A 13,548-nucleotide genomic window follows, 5' to 3' on the forward strand; every position below is an offset into this window, starting at 1 on the left:
GGCGGTCAATAGCATTGCTGCAGTGCATTCGAAAATAGCCCGCCGGTATTTTTGGAAGATGACAGGCGCAGTGTTCAGGCGGCATCCCAAAGCGGCGCCGAAAAATGCCCGACAAGCGCATCGATGACCACGTGTACCTTCGGCGTCAGCGCGCGCGTGACGCAGCCGTCACTGCTGCGTCTTCAACACGCCGATCACGGCCATGCCGTCGGTGAAATAGGGATCGCCGCCGCCATTGCGTCCGGTCTTGGTGGCGCCGATCCCCGGTATCTTGCTGGTCGAGGTCAGCAGACCGGCGGCATCCAGGTCACCGATGAGGAAATCGCGCTCGGCGTCGATGTCGGGACCGATGTGATGCGTGATGGCGCCCGTGTCGTGGCTGAGGCCGACGCCGCGATCGAAGCTCGCGGCGCCCAGCCAGAGCGGGCGGCCGTCGTCACCAACCGTGTCCGTCTGCCAGAAGCGGACGTGGTGGCGCCGGTCGGCGCTGCCGCCGACCGGCTTCTCGAAGGCGAGGTCCTGGGCTCGGCCCTCGAACAAAAGGCGGCTCATCGGCGCATCTGGATAGGGGCGGGAAAAGAGCACACTTTCGCCGATGTCGATCGCGGTCCTTAGCGTGACGGCGTCGGCCGTATCCCAGCCGGCAATGGCAAAGGCGTGGACGACTTCCTTTTCCGCGCCCACCAGGCCGACATTGATCGGGTCGCCAGGAATGCCCTGCGGCGTGTGCGTCACCATCTCGAAGGGCCGCGTGCGGAAGCCGCGTTCGCGCCAAGTCCAGAATTCCGGCGCGGCGAGATAGGCGAGCGCTAGATAGAAGGCGCAAATCGCCGCCAGCCAGATCACCGACCGCCGTCTCAGGCTTCGTTCACCCACGACCACCCGCTCCCCAATTGTTGCGCGACCATTTTATGCGGTGTTGGCCGTTTTGGGGCAAAAGCCTGCGGAGCCAGGCTGGCGACATGGATGAGGACGAAGCAGTTTGCCTTGCGATCGCTTCGAGTCAGCGGCAGGCGCGGTAACCGCTTTTGCGGTTCTTGATGTCGAAATGGAAATGATTGCGGTGATCGTAGTTGTAGCCCGGGCCGAGCACCGTAGTGAAATATTCGCAGCCGTCGGCGCGCACATTGTTGAGGAAGCCGCGCGTGCGGAAAGCGAACAGGCCAGGCTTGCGCACGTCGATGTCGTCGCCATTGTTGAGCTCGATGCTCATGACGTCGAGGGCGTTGCCCTTGCCATGCTCGGAGAGCACGCCTTCGCCGGCGATGTTGCGGCAGGAATAGCTGGAGCCCTGGTGGATCGCCTTGACGCCGGAGAAATAGCGCCAGCGGGCGGCCGGCTGCAGCTCATTCTTGGTCCAGGCGGCGAAGGTGGCGGCCATGTTGCATGTCAGCGTCGCCGCCGGTTTCATGGCGACGCTGCCGATTGCCGTCACCTTCACCGGATAGTCGATGCCGCACTGGCCTTCATGGATCGGCTGGATGTCCTGATAGACGACGCCCATCCGCTTCAGCTCATTGCGGCAGTCGATCTCGCTGGCCGGCATCTGCTCGAGCGGCGACATCGGCTCGTCCATGCGCGGATAGGCGGCCTGGGTCATGTAGGGGTTGGACGGAACAAGGCGCTGCATGCCGGAATATTGCGGCGCGTCGGGCTGCGGCACGGCCGCCGTCTGGCTGCCGACATCGACGGCTGGCTGCAGCGCGAAGACGTCACCCGTGGTGCAGGCCGATACCGTGACGATGGCAAGGCCCGCGACCAACCCGACGGCGAAGCGGGCAAAATTGTTCCGCGGCGCCACGGCAAGCATCGCGCCAAGTGTTCTGGCCATCGAAAGGCATCCTGTCCCCAGATGGCACAAGGTTAACCGCCAATTGTAAAGGAAAGATCAGCGCCGGCATTCACGCATGGGGCGGAAATGGGGCGCTGTTCTTGTCGGGAGCGTGACCCGAAGCTTCCGAGATTATGCCTATTGGCAGAAGGTGCCGCCGTGCCGGCGCGGCTCCAGGTCGAGGTGGAGATGGAGCGCGTGGTCGGGGTCGGCGCCAGGCCCAAGCACCGTCTTGAACGGCCCGCAGGCGGCCTTGCGCACCGTGTCGAGGAACTTCGCGTCCTTCTCCGGCGGCGCCGGCCCGACCTCGACGTTCCTGCTGTCCGACAAGGTGAAGCTCGCGATGTCGAGCGCGTTGCCGAAGGCGTGTTCCGACAATTTCCGGGTGCCGTTGCGCGGCCGGCAGACAAAGGCCGAGGCCTGGTTGACCGATTTCAGATCGGCGCCGAGTTCGGCCTTGGCCGCAGCCTGGACGACGTCGTGCATGAAGTGCGCCGCCGCCTCGGCCATCGGGCAGTTGAGCTCCGCGCCGGGGCTGATGCCGATGGATTTGCCGAGTGTCTTCAAAATTATCGGATAGGGGATCGAGCAGCCGATTTGCGCATCGTGCTCGGCCTTATGCTCCTCGAACTCTACGCCCAGCGCCTTCAGCCGGTCGCGACATGCGGTCTCTTCCGCCGGCATCTGGTCGGCTGGCATTTCGGCCGACCGCGGATCGGGAAGCATTTTTTCCTCGCCCCCCGGTTCGGGTTTTTCCGGCGGTTGCGGCGCGGTTTCCGGCGGCTCCGGCTCCAGTTCGGCGGGCTTCTGCGGCGGCGTCGGCACCACGTCCGGCGTCTCAGGCTCGGATTCCGCGCGCGGCTCGGATTGGCTGCCCTTCGAACGCGGCGGGCGGGTGTCCCATTTCGGATGCGACTTTTCCTGGTTGAGGAAGTCGTCATTGCTGTCGAGGCGGCTTTTGTCTTGCCCGGACTTATCGGCGCCGTTCTCCATGTCCTGGGGACGCGATCCCGGAACCGGTGTTGTCGGCGGCGTTTCCGGCGCCGGAGCGGCGCTCTGGCTGGCCGGCGGCACGTGCCTTTTGTGCCGATGATGATGCTTGGCCGAGGCCGGCGTAACCAGCAGGATCGCGGCCGCTACAGGCAGTGCCAGTCTGCAAAATCGTAAAAGGCTCAGCGTTGCCATCGCCCCGAAACGGCGGTCGTGTCGCGAAGTTGCCTGCACCGGCAGCCTTGCCGATCACAATCGGTTACCGGCGCGTTACGCGCCGATGGCTTCAAGGCCTTCCTCCAGCCAGTCGGCAAGCATCGGCAGGCCAAGCAGATATTTGGCAGTGCGTTTCCTGGGACGTTCCCTGGCGGCGGCCACGGCATCCGTCCATTCGGATGCGTCATAATCGCCGCGCCCGATCCAGGCGAGCGCGATCAGCTCGGCCGCTTCGTCGATGTTAAGATCGTTGATCAGCTCGCGGAATTCCTCCTCGGTAAGGTCTTCCGAGGCTTCCTCGACAAGGCCGTCATGGTGGTGGCTGTCATGTGTGTCGCCGTCGAACTCGACCTCATGCTCGGCGCCGTCGTCATAGTCCTCGTTGACGGCGGCGCTCAGCGTCTTCGCCTTGAGGATGAACAGGCGCACCGTGTCCGGATCTATCGAAAGTTCCCACTCCTTCTCGAGGCGCTGCTGCACGGTCCTTCTCCACGTGATGCGCTTGGCCCCGATGATAGCGGAATTAAAGCGCGCGTCACGTCCACAGGTAAATGCTTCTTTCCGGCCATCGAAAATAGTTCGGCAGCCGCTGTATTTCGGGATGAAACTACGCCGGAGCGGCGTTAATCTGCCATTGTCACGCTCATGGAGGCTTCGATGCGCAGACGTTTGCTTGTTCAGGTCATGGCTGTCGCGGCGCTGCCGCTGTTCGTTGCGCCGGCTTTTGCAGCTGGTGAAGGCGGCAGCAGCGGTGGCCAGACGACCACCACCTGCAAAAAGGGTGAGGTCTGGGACAAGAAGAAGAAGAAATGCGTCGTGCCGCAATATGGCATGCTGGATGACGACAGCATCTACGAGGCCGGACACGATCTGGCGATGGCCGGGCGCTATGACGAGGCAATCTCGGTGCTGACGCTCGCCGCCAACAAGCAGGATCCGCGCATCCTCAACTATCTCGGCTATTCTCACCGCCATTCGGGCCGCGTCACCGTCGGCCTCGGCTATTACGAGGAAGCGCTCAGGATCGACCCGAACTATACGCTGGTGCGCGAATATCTGGGCGAGGCGCATCTGCAGATCGGCGATCTTGCCGGCGCGCAGCAGCAGCTCCAGGAAATCGAAAAGCGGACCGGCAAGGGCTCGCGCGAATACGGCATGCTGTCCGAGCAGATCGATCATTTCCTGAGGAGCTGAACAGGGCTTCGAGCCCGTTAGAGCGTTTCACCGTTTTACGAAAACGGCGAACCGCTCTATCTTTTTATGTTACGCAATTCCGAACGGAAAACCGCTCACACTTTTCCTGGAATTGCTCCTCGAACCGGCCGCGGGCAATCGCGGCCGGTTTTTCGTTTGCCGCGCGCGGCGGACCCGCGAAAGCGGTGATCATTTTGCCGAATTTCATTTTTGGGCGTGAAAATCGCGCGAAGATTGCTATATTCAGGGAAATTGTGGTGAGACGGTTCCGTTAGCCCGAGGCTGCCGGACCGTTTTCTTTTTGTACCCTTTTGACAAGGCCGCTCCCGAAAACGGGGGCGGCAGCAGGAAAGGTCAGGCATATGATCAAGGTCCCGATGACAGGCGAGGGGTTCGCGTCATTGAAGGAAGAACTGCGTTGGCGCCAGCAAGAGGAGCGTCCGCGCATCATCGAGGCGATTTCCGAAGCGCGCTCGCATGGCGACCTGTCGGAAAATGCCGAATATCACGCGGCAAAGGAGTCGCAGAGCCACAATGAAGGCCGCATCAACGAGCTCGAGGACCTGATTGCGCGCGCCGAGGTCATCGATGTCTCCAAGCTTTCGGGCGACAAGGTCAAGTTCGGCGCGACCGTCGTGCTCGTCGACGAGGACACCGAGGAAAAGAAGACGTACCAAATCGTCGGCGACCAGGAAGCGGACGTGAAGTCTGGCCGCATCTCGATCTCCTCGCCCATCGCGCGCGCGCTGATCGGCAAGGAAGTCGGCGACGCCATCGAGGTCAACGCCCCGGGCGGCGCCCGTGGGTATGAGATCGTCCAGGTGCAGTTTATCTGAGGACCTTTTGATAATTCTACTCTGGCGGCCGACTAGCGTAGTTTTCTGCGCTTCCGGTGCTCATGCACTTTAAGTACGCTCCGCTCCGGTTCTCGAAGACTATGCCATTCGACTCGCCAGAGCGAATTCTGAATAGGTCGTCACGCTGGCGTCTTTGAACTGAGCGCCAGCAGCCGTTCCGCTTCCGCTATCACATCAGCCGGCGTCACCTTGCCGCCGGCTGGCGCAAGCAAGGTCGATGCAAACTTCCCACGCGGGCCGGTGAGACCGGGTTCCGTCGCCAGGAAGATTGCGACGGTCGGCAGGCCGAAGGCGCTTGCGAGGTGGGTGAGGCCGGTGTCGGCGCCGATGACGAGCGTCGAACGGCCCAGGATCGCGGCGATCTCGGCGAGCGGCGATTTCGCGACCAGCACCGTCCTTGGCACGGCTGCGGCAATGGCTTCCGCCACTTTCCTTTCAGCCTCGTTCGACCAGGTGGCAACCGGCGTGAAGCGCCGATCGGCCAGCTGGCGCGCGGTTTCGATCCAGTCCTCGACCGGCCATTTCTTGTCCTCGCGGCTGGTGCCGTGCAGCAGGAAGGCGGTCCTGCCTTCAACGCCGGCCAGGCCGCCCGCCGGCGGCACGATGCCGGACCCGAGCGCCGACAGATCGGGCTGATAGCCCAGCGCCAGCCCGAACAGCCGCCTGGTGCGCTCGATGGCATGAAGGTCGCGCGGCACGGGACATTTGCGCTGATAAAACAGCGTCGCCGAAGGCTCGCGGGCGCTCGCCCGATCGAAGCCGGCAATCGGCGCGCCGGCCTGAATGGCGACCAGTGCCGATTTCAACAAGCCTTGCGCGTCGATGACGAGATCGTAGCGACAGGCGCGGAGCGCGCGGCGCAGGTCCGCCATCTCCCGCCAGGTTCCGCCGTGGAAAAGCCTCTTGCGCCAGCGCCGGACAGCCACCTTGTGGATGGTGCCGATCGCCGGATGCAAGGCCACGATGCCGGCAAACGGCTCCTCCACGCACCAGTCGAAGCTGATGTCCGGGCGATTGCGCACCGCGTCCTCGACGGCTGGAAACGTGTGGATGACATCGCCCATCGACGATGTCTTGACGATCAGCACCTTCATGCGGCCGCCGGAACCTCGAGCAAGCGGTCGGCCGCGGCGGTGACGCGGGCGACATCGAGCGTCTTCAGGCAGTTGAGATGGCCGAGCGGGCAGACCTTCTTGTGGCAGGGCGAGCAGGACAGATGCAGCCAGATCAGTTCGGAGCGCTCGCTGAGCGGCGGCGTGTTCTCGGGCGAGGTGGAGCCGTAGACGGCGACGATCGGCGTGCCGACGGCGGCCGCGACATGCATCAGGCCGCTGTCGTTCGAGACCGCAAGCTTTGCCGCGGCGATCAGGTCGATGGCGTCCTCCAGCCGCGTCTTGCCGGCAAGGTCGATGGCGCCCGGGGCAAGCGCTGCTATCTCAGCCGTCACGCCGGCATCGTTCTTCGAGCCGAGCAGGACGACGCCCAGCCCCCTGGCCATCATCTCCCGGCCAAGCCCGGCATAATGATCGCTCGGCCAGCGTTTCGCCGGGCCGAATTCGGCGCCGGGCATAAGCGCCACGAATTTCTTGCCTGTCAGTCCGAAGCGCGCCAGCAGATCGGCTTGATTGGCATTGTCGACGGTAAGCTTCGGCGCATGAAACGTGCCGCCGCGCGCGAGGCCGAAATAGGCGCGCGCCGTGCGCCGCTTCAAGGCTTCGGGCAGCGGCACGATGTCGGTCAGCAGGCCGTAGCGCATCTCGCGCAGATTGCCGACGCGGCGCGGGATGCGGGCGAAGAATGGGATCAGCGCCGATTTCCAGCTTCCCGGCAGCACATAGGCCATGTGGTAGCGGCCGCGCAGCAGGCGGCCGAAGCGCCTGCGGCTGCGGAATTCGAGTGCCCCCGGCATCAGCGGAAAATCGATCTGGCTGCGTATCTCGGGCATGCGCTTGACCAAAGGCGCCGCCCAGGCCGGCGCCAGCACGTCGATCGCCGCATGCGGATGTTTTTCCTTCAGCGCCGCAAACAGGCACTGCGCCATGACCATGTCGCCCACCCAACGTGGGCCGATCACGAGGATCGTTGGGCCTTCAGCCATTCGACATAGTCCCTGACGCCGGTTTCGACTGTGCGGAATTGGCCATTGTAGCCGGCCGCGCGCAAGCGGGACATATCAGCCTGCGTGAAACTCTGGTAGCTGCCCTTGAGATGGTCGGGGAAGGGGATGAATTCAATCTCACCCTTGCCGAGCGTGTCGATCACCGTCTCGGCGATGGCGCGGAACGGCTGGGCGCGGCCGGTGCCACAGTTGAAGATGCCGCTTGAACCCCGTTTCCAGAGCCACAGATTGACCTCCGCCACGTCGCCGACATGGATGAAGTCGCGGCTCTGCTCGCCTGGGCCGAAGTCGCCATAGGCGCCGAACAGTTTCGGGTTTTCGCCGCGCTCGACCTGGTTGAACAGATGGAAGGCGACGGAGGCCATGGCGCCCTTATGCGCTTCGCGCGGCCCGTAGACGTTGAAATAGCGCAGGCCCGCCACTTGCGAATGGTCGGTGTCGAACACGTTGCGGCGGACATAATCGTCGAACAGCTTCTTCGAATAGGCATAGACGTTGAGCGGGCGCTCGAATTCGGGCTCCTCGCGGAACTCGCTACCGCCACCATAGACGGATGCGGACGAGGCATAGAGGAAAGGCACGCGCAGAGCGAGGCAGGCATGCAGCAGCCGCTTCGAATAGGCGTAGTTCACGTCCATCATGAACTTGCCGTTCCACTCGGTGGTGGTCGAGCACGCGCCCTGGTGGAAGACGGCCTCGATGCGGCCGAGCCCGCCATCCTCGATCCGCGCGAGAAAATCGTCCCTGTCGAGATAGTCGGCGATGCGAAGGTCGGCGAGATTGGCGATCTTGTGGCCATCGGTGAGATCGTCCACGACGACGATGTCGTCATGGCCCTCGGCATTGAGAGCGGCGACGATATTGGAGCCGATCATGCCGGCGCCGCCCGTGACGATGATCATGCTTTTCAGCCTTGCTCCGTTGCCGATTCCGGCCCTTATAGGGGAGGTGGACGGGAGTGTCGATAAAGCAGGCGCTCCGGTGCATCACAGTGAAGCCGCAAAAGCTCCCGCTTCAGTGGGCATTCGCTACCCAGTTACCATCAGGGAACCAAGAATGTCGTCGACCGAACTGCTCATCGCTTTTTTCGCCACCACCGCGATTTTCGCCTATATCCCGGGCCCCGCTATGCTCTACGCCGCGGCGCAGACCATGGCGCGCGGGCGCTGGTCGGGGCTGACGGCGGCTCTCGGCATCCATCTCGGCGGCTATGCGCATGTCTTCGCGGCCGCCGCCGGCCTGTCCGTCCTGTTCCATGCGGTGCCGCCGCTCTATTTGGCGGTCAAGCTCGGCGGCGCGCTCTATCTGATCTGGCTCGGCGTCTCCATGTTCGGCAAACGGACGGAGGGCGATGCGGCTCTGCCGGCCATCGAGCGGAAATCGGCCCGGCGCGCCTTTTTCGAAAGCATCACCGTCGAGGTGCTCAATCCGAAGACGGCGATCTTCTTCATGGCGTTCCTGCCGCAATTCATCGATGCCTCGGCGGCGTTCCCGGTCTGGCTGCAGTTCGTCGCGCTTGGAACCATCGTCAATCTGATGTTCTCCTCGGCCGACATCGTCTGCGTGTTCCTGGCCGGCGCGGTGATCGCCCGGCTGCGGCGTTCGGGACGCGCGCAACGGCTGATGCAGCGGGCGGGCGGCGCCGTGCTGGTTGGCCTCGGCGTTCATGTCGCCCTGCAGAGGAGCTGATCGCCCAGCCGGCTTCGGCTGCGGTCCGCATCCGGCCTTGCCGTTGCACTCGCCCGAATTGCGGTATATCGGCATCGCCTTGAGTAGCCCACGCCACAATTCCGGCGCTGAAACCTAATCAAGTCCGGCCGTCTTCAGGCATAGCTCGAGCGAGATGATCAAGCACAAACCGCCTTCTCCGGAACCCTTGCACCGCACCATCGCCCGGTTTGGCGACGTCACCGTGCTGGTGGTGGGCGATTTCATCCTCGACCGGTTCGTCAGCGGCGTGATCGAGCGCATCTCGCCGGAAGCTCCGATCCCCGTGCTGCATGGACGAGGCGAGACGCTCAACATGGGCGGCGCCGGCAATGTCGTCTCCAATATCGTCTCGCTGGGCGCGGCCGCCATCCCCGTTTCGGTGATCGGCGCCGACCAGGCGGGCAACAATCTGATGCGGATGCTCAGTGAGATCGGCGTCGACACCGACGGGCTGCTGCAGCGCCAGGATCGCATGACCTCGTCGAAAAGCCGCTTCAGCGCTCTCAACCAGCAGGTGCTGCGTTTCGACGAGGAAGAGATCAAGCCGCTCACCTCCGCCGTGCGGGCCAAGCTCATCGATCATTTCCAGGCGACGCTTGGCCGCGCCGACATCGTTATCCTTTCCGACTACGGCAAGGGCATCCTGCTCGACGGCGTCGCCGGCGAGCTGATCGCGATCTGCCGCGACGCCGGCAAACCGGTGCTGGTCGATCCGAAGGGGCGCGACTATGCGCGCTATGCCGGCGCCACGGCGGTGACGCCGAACCGCAAGGAGCTCGGCGAGGCGGTCGGGCGCAAGGTGTTCGGCGACGACGAGATCGTCGCCGCCGCACGCGACCTGATCGCCGCGCATGACTTCCAGTTCATCGTCGCGACGCGCAGCGAGAAGGGCATGAGCGTGGTCTCCGCCGAGGAGGCCCGCCACATCTCGACCCAGGCGCGCGAAGTGTTCGACGTTTCCGGCGCCGGCGACACGGTCATCGCGAGCTTCGCGCTGTCGCTCGCCGCCGGCGCCGACCGGGTGCATGCCGCCGTCATCGCCAACGCGGCCGGCGGCGTCGTGGTGGGAAAGCGCGGCACGGCACGGCTGAACGTCGAGGAATTGTCCGGTGCGCTGTTCCGCTCGCACGGGCCGACGACTCATACCGATGCCATTCTTGACGCCAATGCCGCGGCCAGGATGGTGACGGCATGGAAGGAAGAGGGGCTGACCGTCGGCTTCACCAACGGCTGCTTCGACATCCTGCATGCCGGCCATGTCAGCCTGCTGCATGCCGCGCGCAGCCAATGCGACCGGCTGGTGCTCGGTCTCAACAGCGATGGCTCGGTGCGCCGGCTGAAAGGGCCTGGACGCCCGGTCAACAACCAGCATGACCGCGCTTGCGTTTTGGCAGCGCTTGCCTCGGTCGATGCCGTCGTCGTCTTCGAGGAAGATACGCCGCTCAAGCTCATCGAGGCGCTCTTGCCGGACATCCTGGTCAAGGGCGCGGATTACACGATAGAGACCGTTGTCGGCGCCGACGTGGTGCAGAAGGCGGGCGGGCGCGTGGTGCTGGTCGACCTCGTAGCCGGCAAGAGCACGACGAACACGATCGGCAAGCTGCGTGCCGCAAACTGAGGGTCTCATGTCCGATTTGAACGACTACCTGGTCCGCTCCGCGGCGGCGATCTCGGCGATGGTCGAGCGCGATCTCTCCGGCGAGATGGAACGTGCGGTGAGCACGGTGGTGACGGCGCTCTCGCAAGGCAAGGCGCTGCTGATTTGCGGCAATGGCGGCTCGGCGAGCGACGCCATCCATATCGCCGGCGAGCTGGTCGGCCGCTTCCTGAAGGAGCGCAAGGCCTATAACGTCATCGCGTTGCCGGCGAACGCCGCGGTGCTGACCGCTTGGGGCAACGACTACGGCTTCGACACGGTCTTCTCGCGCCAGGTCGAGGCGCATGGATCGGAGGGCGCTGTGCTCCTGGCGATTTCAACCAGCGGCAATTCGCCGAGCATCCTTGCCGCCGCCGAGCAGGCGAGGGCGATGGGCATGACGGTGATCAGCCTGACCGGCGAAACCGGCGGCAAGCTCAAGCCGTTGACCGACATCCTGCTCAACGTGCCGTCGACGTCGACGCCGATCATCCAGCAGGGGCATCTGTGCCTCTATCACCATCTGTGCGAGGCGGTCGAAGCGCGTCTCAGCAATGGCTGAGAGCGAAGGCTTTCCGCTGGCCGAGCCCGGCCTTTGGGTCGAGCGGGTCGGTGGCCGGAGCTTTCCGGCCGGCCGGCCGGGACTGTTCCTCGACCGCGACGGCACAATCAACGTCGATACCGGCTATCCCGATGATCCGGCGGCCATGGTGCTGCGCGACCACATCGCGCCGGTCATCGCGGCCGCGAACGAGCACGGCATCCCGGTCGTTGTCGTCAGCAACCAGTCCGGCATCGCCCGCGGCTATTTCGGCTGGGATGCGTTCGCGCGGGTCAATGGGCGCGTGCTCGACCTCTTGGCTGAACAGAACGCGTTTGTCGACATGGTGCTGGCCTGTGCTTATCACGACGCCGGTTCAGGTCCTCTCGCTATTGCCGATCACCCGATGCGCAAGCCCAATCCGGGCATGCTGCTGGAGGCGGGCCGCCGGCTCGGCCTCGATCTGAGGCGATCGCTGATCGTCGGCGACAAGCCGGCCGATATGGAAGCCGGCCGTCGCGCCGGTCTCAGGCGCGGCTGGCTCGTCGACGGCGAGGTCTCGACGATGGACGGACTTTCGGTTTCGCCGCTGCGCGACGCCGCGGACCTTGAAGGGCTGCTTGCCGCGATACGGTCGCTCTGATCGCAGATTGATTCAATATCTGGCGCTAAGCCCTTTGTTTGCGCTGGCGAATTTCCACAAGCCGGCACATTAAGTCGGGAACGCCACCAGCCCTTCGTCCTTGACGCGGCGGATGGTCAAGGCGGTCCGCACCGTATCGACATTCGGGGCCGAAGCCAGTTCCTCGATGACGAAGGTCTGGAAGGTGCCTAGGTCGCTCGCCACGCAATGCAGCAGAAAGTCAGATTCGCCCGAAACCATCCACGCGTCGCGCACGATCGGCCAGCCGCGCGTGCGTTCGGCGAAGGTCTTCAGCTCGGCATCGGCCTGATGATGCAGGCCTATCAGGCAGAAGGCGACGACATCCATGCCGAGCGCCGGCGCGTTGAGCAGCGCGCGGTAGCCGCGGATGATGCCGGCCTCTTCCAGTCGCCTGACGCGGCGCAGGCAGGGCGGCGCCGAGATGCCGACCCGGTTGGACAGCTCGACATTGGTCATGCGGCCGTCAGCCTGCAGCTCGCGCAGGATCTTCCAGTCGATGGCGTCGAGATCGGCTTTGAGCGGCATGATCGGCTTCACGCAGGAATCTTTCACGATTTTGTAATTTGGTTTCGCTTAGGAGGCTATCCCTTTGCGATGATTTTCTCCTTGTTCTGATGCATGTCGTGAGCCAGAGCCGTACACACCTCCGGGCGACATGCATCGTGGCGGGCGGCGATATGGCCCGACATGCCGGGGATGAAGCTTTCCGGGGACGAAGGCCAACTTGCCTTGCTGGTCCCACGGGCAACACTTACATTACGCGCGACAAACCACGGCCGCGCGCCGCAGGGGACTTTCATGAACACGAAACATGCGCCCGTTCTTATCATCGGTTCCGGCCCGGCCGGCTACACGGCGGCGATCTATGCCGCCCGAGCCATGCTGAAGCCCATGCTGGTGGCCGGCCTGCAACAGGGCGGCCAATTGATGATCACCACCGATGTCGAGAACTACCCAGGCTTCGCCGATCCGATCCAGGGGCCCTGGCTGATGAGCCAGATGCTGGCGCAGGCCGAGCATGTCGGCACCGATATCATCAACGACATCATCACCGAGGTCGACCTCAATGTGCGGCCGTTCCGCGCCACTGGCGATTCCGGTACCGTCTACAGCGCCGATGCGCTGATCATCGCCACCGGCGCGCAGGCCAAGTGGCTGGGCATCCCGTCGGAGCAGACCTTCATGGGCTTCGGCGTTTCGGCCTGCGCCACCTGCGACGGCTTCTTCTACCGCGGCAAGGACGTCGCGGTGGTCGGCGGCGGCAATTCCGCGGTCGAGGAAGCGCTTTATCTGTCTAACCTCGCCAAGAGCGTCACCGTGATCCATCGGCGCAGCGATTTCCGTGCAGAGCGCATCCTGCGCGAGCGGCTGCTCAAGAAGGACAATGTCCGCGTCGTCTGGGACACGGTGGTGGACGAGATCACCGGACGCCCGGGCAAGGCGCCGCTGCCGCCTTCCGTCGAGGGCCTGACGCTGCGCAATGTCGTGAGCGGCCAGCAATCGAAGCTGCCGGTCGACGGCGTGTTCGTGGCGATCGGCCATGCGCCGGCGGTCGAGCTCTTCGTCGGCAAGCTGAAGCAGAAGCCGAACGGCTATCTGTGGACGGCGCCGGATTCGACCCGCACCGACGTGCCCGGCGTGTTCGCCGCCGGCGACGTCACCGACGACGTCTACCGCCAGGCGGTGACGGCGGCCGGGCTTGGCTGCATGGCCGCGCTCGAGGCGGAAAAATATCTGGCGGGCATTGAGGTTCACCGCGAAGCGGCGGAATGACAGATCGGCTGAAAAAA

At 64.2% G+C, this 13,548-nt stretch carries 15 protein-coding genes; 7 read left to right on the plus strand and 8 right to left on the minus strand.

The features are described from left to right. Positions 1 to 168 precede the first annotated feature (168 nt). From FJW06_RS22225 to FJW06_RS22240, 4 genes are all read right to left on the minus strand, one after another. Entirely contained in the window at positions 169 to 876 is a 708-nt protein-coding gene (locus FJW06_RS22225; RefSeq protein ID WP_140754504.1) for an LssY C-terminal domain-containing protein, read from the minus strand. Between the two features lie 127 nt (positions 877 to 1,003). After that, entirely contained in the window at positions 1,004 to 1,810 is an 807-nt protein-coding gene (locus FJW06_RS22230) for an extensin family protein (RefSeq protein WP_140754584.1), read from the minus strand. Positions 1,811 to 1,969: 159 nt separating this feature from the next. Beyond that, complete coding sequence (locus FJW06_RS22235; protein WP_246674780.1) at positions 1,970 to 2,905, minus strand: extensin family protein; 936 nt, start codon at positions 2,903 to 2,905, stop codon at positions 1,970 to 1,972. A gap of 186 nt (positions 2,906 to 3,091) precedes the next feature. Further along, the gene (locus tag FJW06_RS22240; protein WP_140754508.1) at positions 3,092 to 3,517 is read right to left on the minus strand and encodes a DUF3775 domain-containing protein; all 426 of its coding nucleotides are present in this window, start codon (positions 3,515 to 3,517) and stop codon (positions 3,092 to 3,094) included. Between the two features lie 177 nt (positions 3,518 to 3,694). Between FJW06_RS22240 and FJW06_RS22245 the strand changes: the two genes are divergently transcribed. Further along, on the plus strand, positions 3,695 to 4,231 hold the full coding sequence (locus tag FJW06_RS22245) for a tetratricopeptide repeat protein (RefSeq protein ID WP_140754510.1): 537 nt from the start codon (positions 3,695 to 3,697) through the stop codon (positions 4,229 to 4,231). Between the two features lie 362 nt (positions 4,232 to 4,593). After that, positions 4,594 to 5,067 carry a transcription elongation factor GreA gene (gene greA / locus FJW06_RS22250; protein ID WP_027168132.1) on the plus strand — a complete coding sequence of 158 codons (474 nt, stop codon included), beginning with the start codon at positions 4,594 to 4,596 and terminating at the stop codon, positions 5,065 to 5,067. A gap of 140 nt (positions 5,068 to 5,207) precedes the next feature. Here greA and waaC read toward each other — a convergent pair whose 3' ends face one another. From waaC to rfaD, 3 genes are read right to left on the minus strand one after another with little or no spacing between them, the layout of a single operon-like run. Beyond that, positions 5,208 to 6,182, minus strand: a complete 975-nt coding sequence (gene waaC / locus FJW06_RS22255) for a lipopolysaccharide heptosyltransferase I (RefSeq protein ID WP_140754512.1) — start codon at positions 6,180 to 6,182, stop codon at positions 5,208 to 5,210. Continuing rightward, positions 6,179 to 7,186, minus strand: coding sequence for a lipopolysaccharide heptosyltransferase II (gene waaF, locus FJW06_RS22260; RefSeq protein ID WP_140754514.1), 1,008 nt, complete (start codon positions 7,184 to 7,186; stop codon positions 6,179 to 6,181). Before waaF ends, waaC begins: the two co-directional genes overlap by 4 nt. Then, positions 7,159 to 8,109 carry an ADP-glyceromanno-heptose 6-epimerase gene (gene rfaD, locus FJW06_RS22265; protein ID WP_140754516.1) on the minus strand — a complete coding sequence of 317 codons (951 nt, stop codon included), beginning with the start codon at positions 8,107 to 8,109 and terminating at the stop codon, positions 7,159 to 7,161. The genes waaF and rfaD overlap by 28 nt, the downstream gene beginning before the upstream one ends. A 154-nt stretch (positions 8,110 to 8,263) precedes the next feature. Here rfaD and FJW06_RS22270 point away from each other — a divergent pair, with 154 nt between their 5' ends. The 4 genes from FJW06_RS22270 (at position 8,264) to FJW06_RS22285 (ending at position 11,737) form a co-directional block, all read left to right on the plus strand. After that, positions 8,264 to 8,896, plus strand: a complete 633-nt coding sequence (locus FJW06_RS22270; protein WP_140754518.1) for a LysE family translocator — start codon at positions 8,264 to 8,266, stop codon at positions 8,894 to 8,896. A gap of 154 nt (positions 8,897 to 9,050) precedes the next feature. Continuing rightward, positions 9,051 to 10,535: a D-glycero-beta-D-manno-heptose-7-phosphate kinase gene (gene rfaE1 / locus FJW06_RS22275; protein ID WP_140754520.1), complete on the plus strand. Its 1,485-nt coding sequence runs from the start codon at positions 9,051 to 9,053 to the stop codon at positions 10,533 to 10,535. Positions 10,536 to 10,542: 7 nt separating this feature from the next. Next, complete coding sequence (locus FJW06_RS22280; protein ID WP_140754522.1) at positions 10,543 to 11,115, plus strand: SIS domain-containing protein; 573 nt, start codon at positions 10,543 to 10,545, stop codon at positions 11,113 to 11,115. Further along, the gene (locus tag FJW06_RS22285; protein WP_140754524.1) at positions 11,108 to 11,737 is read left to right on the plus strand and encodes an HAD family hydrolase; all 630 of its coding nucleotides are present in this window, start codon (positions 11,108 to 11,110) and stop codon (positions 11,735 to 11,737) included. Before FJW06_RS22280 ends, FJW06_RS22285 begins: the two co-directional genes overlap by 8 nt. A gap of 69 nt (positions 11,738 to 11,806) precedes the next feature. Here FJW06_RS22285 and FJW06_RS22290 read toward each other — a convergent pair whose 3' ends face one another. Next, the gene (locus FJW06_RS22290; RefSeq protein ID WP_140754526.1) at positions 11,807 to 12,283 is read right to left on the minus strand and encodes an Lrp/AsnC family transcriptional regulator; all 477 of its coding nucleotides are present in this window, start codon (positions 12,281 to 12,283) and stop codon (positions 11,807 to 11,809) included. 273 nt (positions 12,284 to 12,556) lie between these two features. Between FJW06_RS22290 and trxB the strand changes: the two genes are divergently transcribed. Then, positions 12,557 to 13,531 (plus strand): thioredoxin-disulfide reductase, encoded by a 975-nt coding sequence (gene trxB / locus FJW06_RS22295; protein ID WP_140754528.1) that lies wholly within the window; start codon positions 12,557 to 12,559, stop codon positions 13,529 to 13,531. Positions 13,532 to 13,548 lie beyond the last annotated feature (17 nt).

Source organism: Mesorhizobium sp. B4-1-3 (assembly GCF_006439355.1).
Classification (GTDB): Bacteria; Pseudomonadota; Alphaproteobacteria; order Rhizobiales; family Rhizobiaceae; genus Mesorhizobium.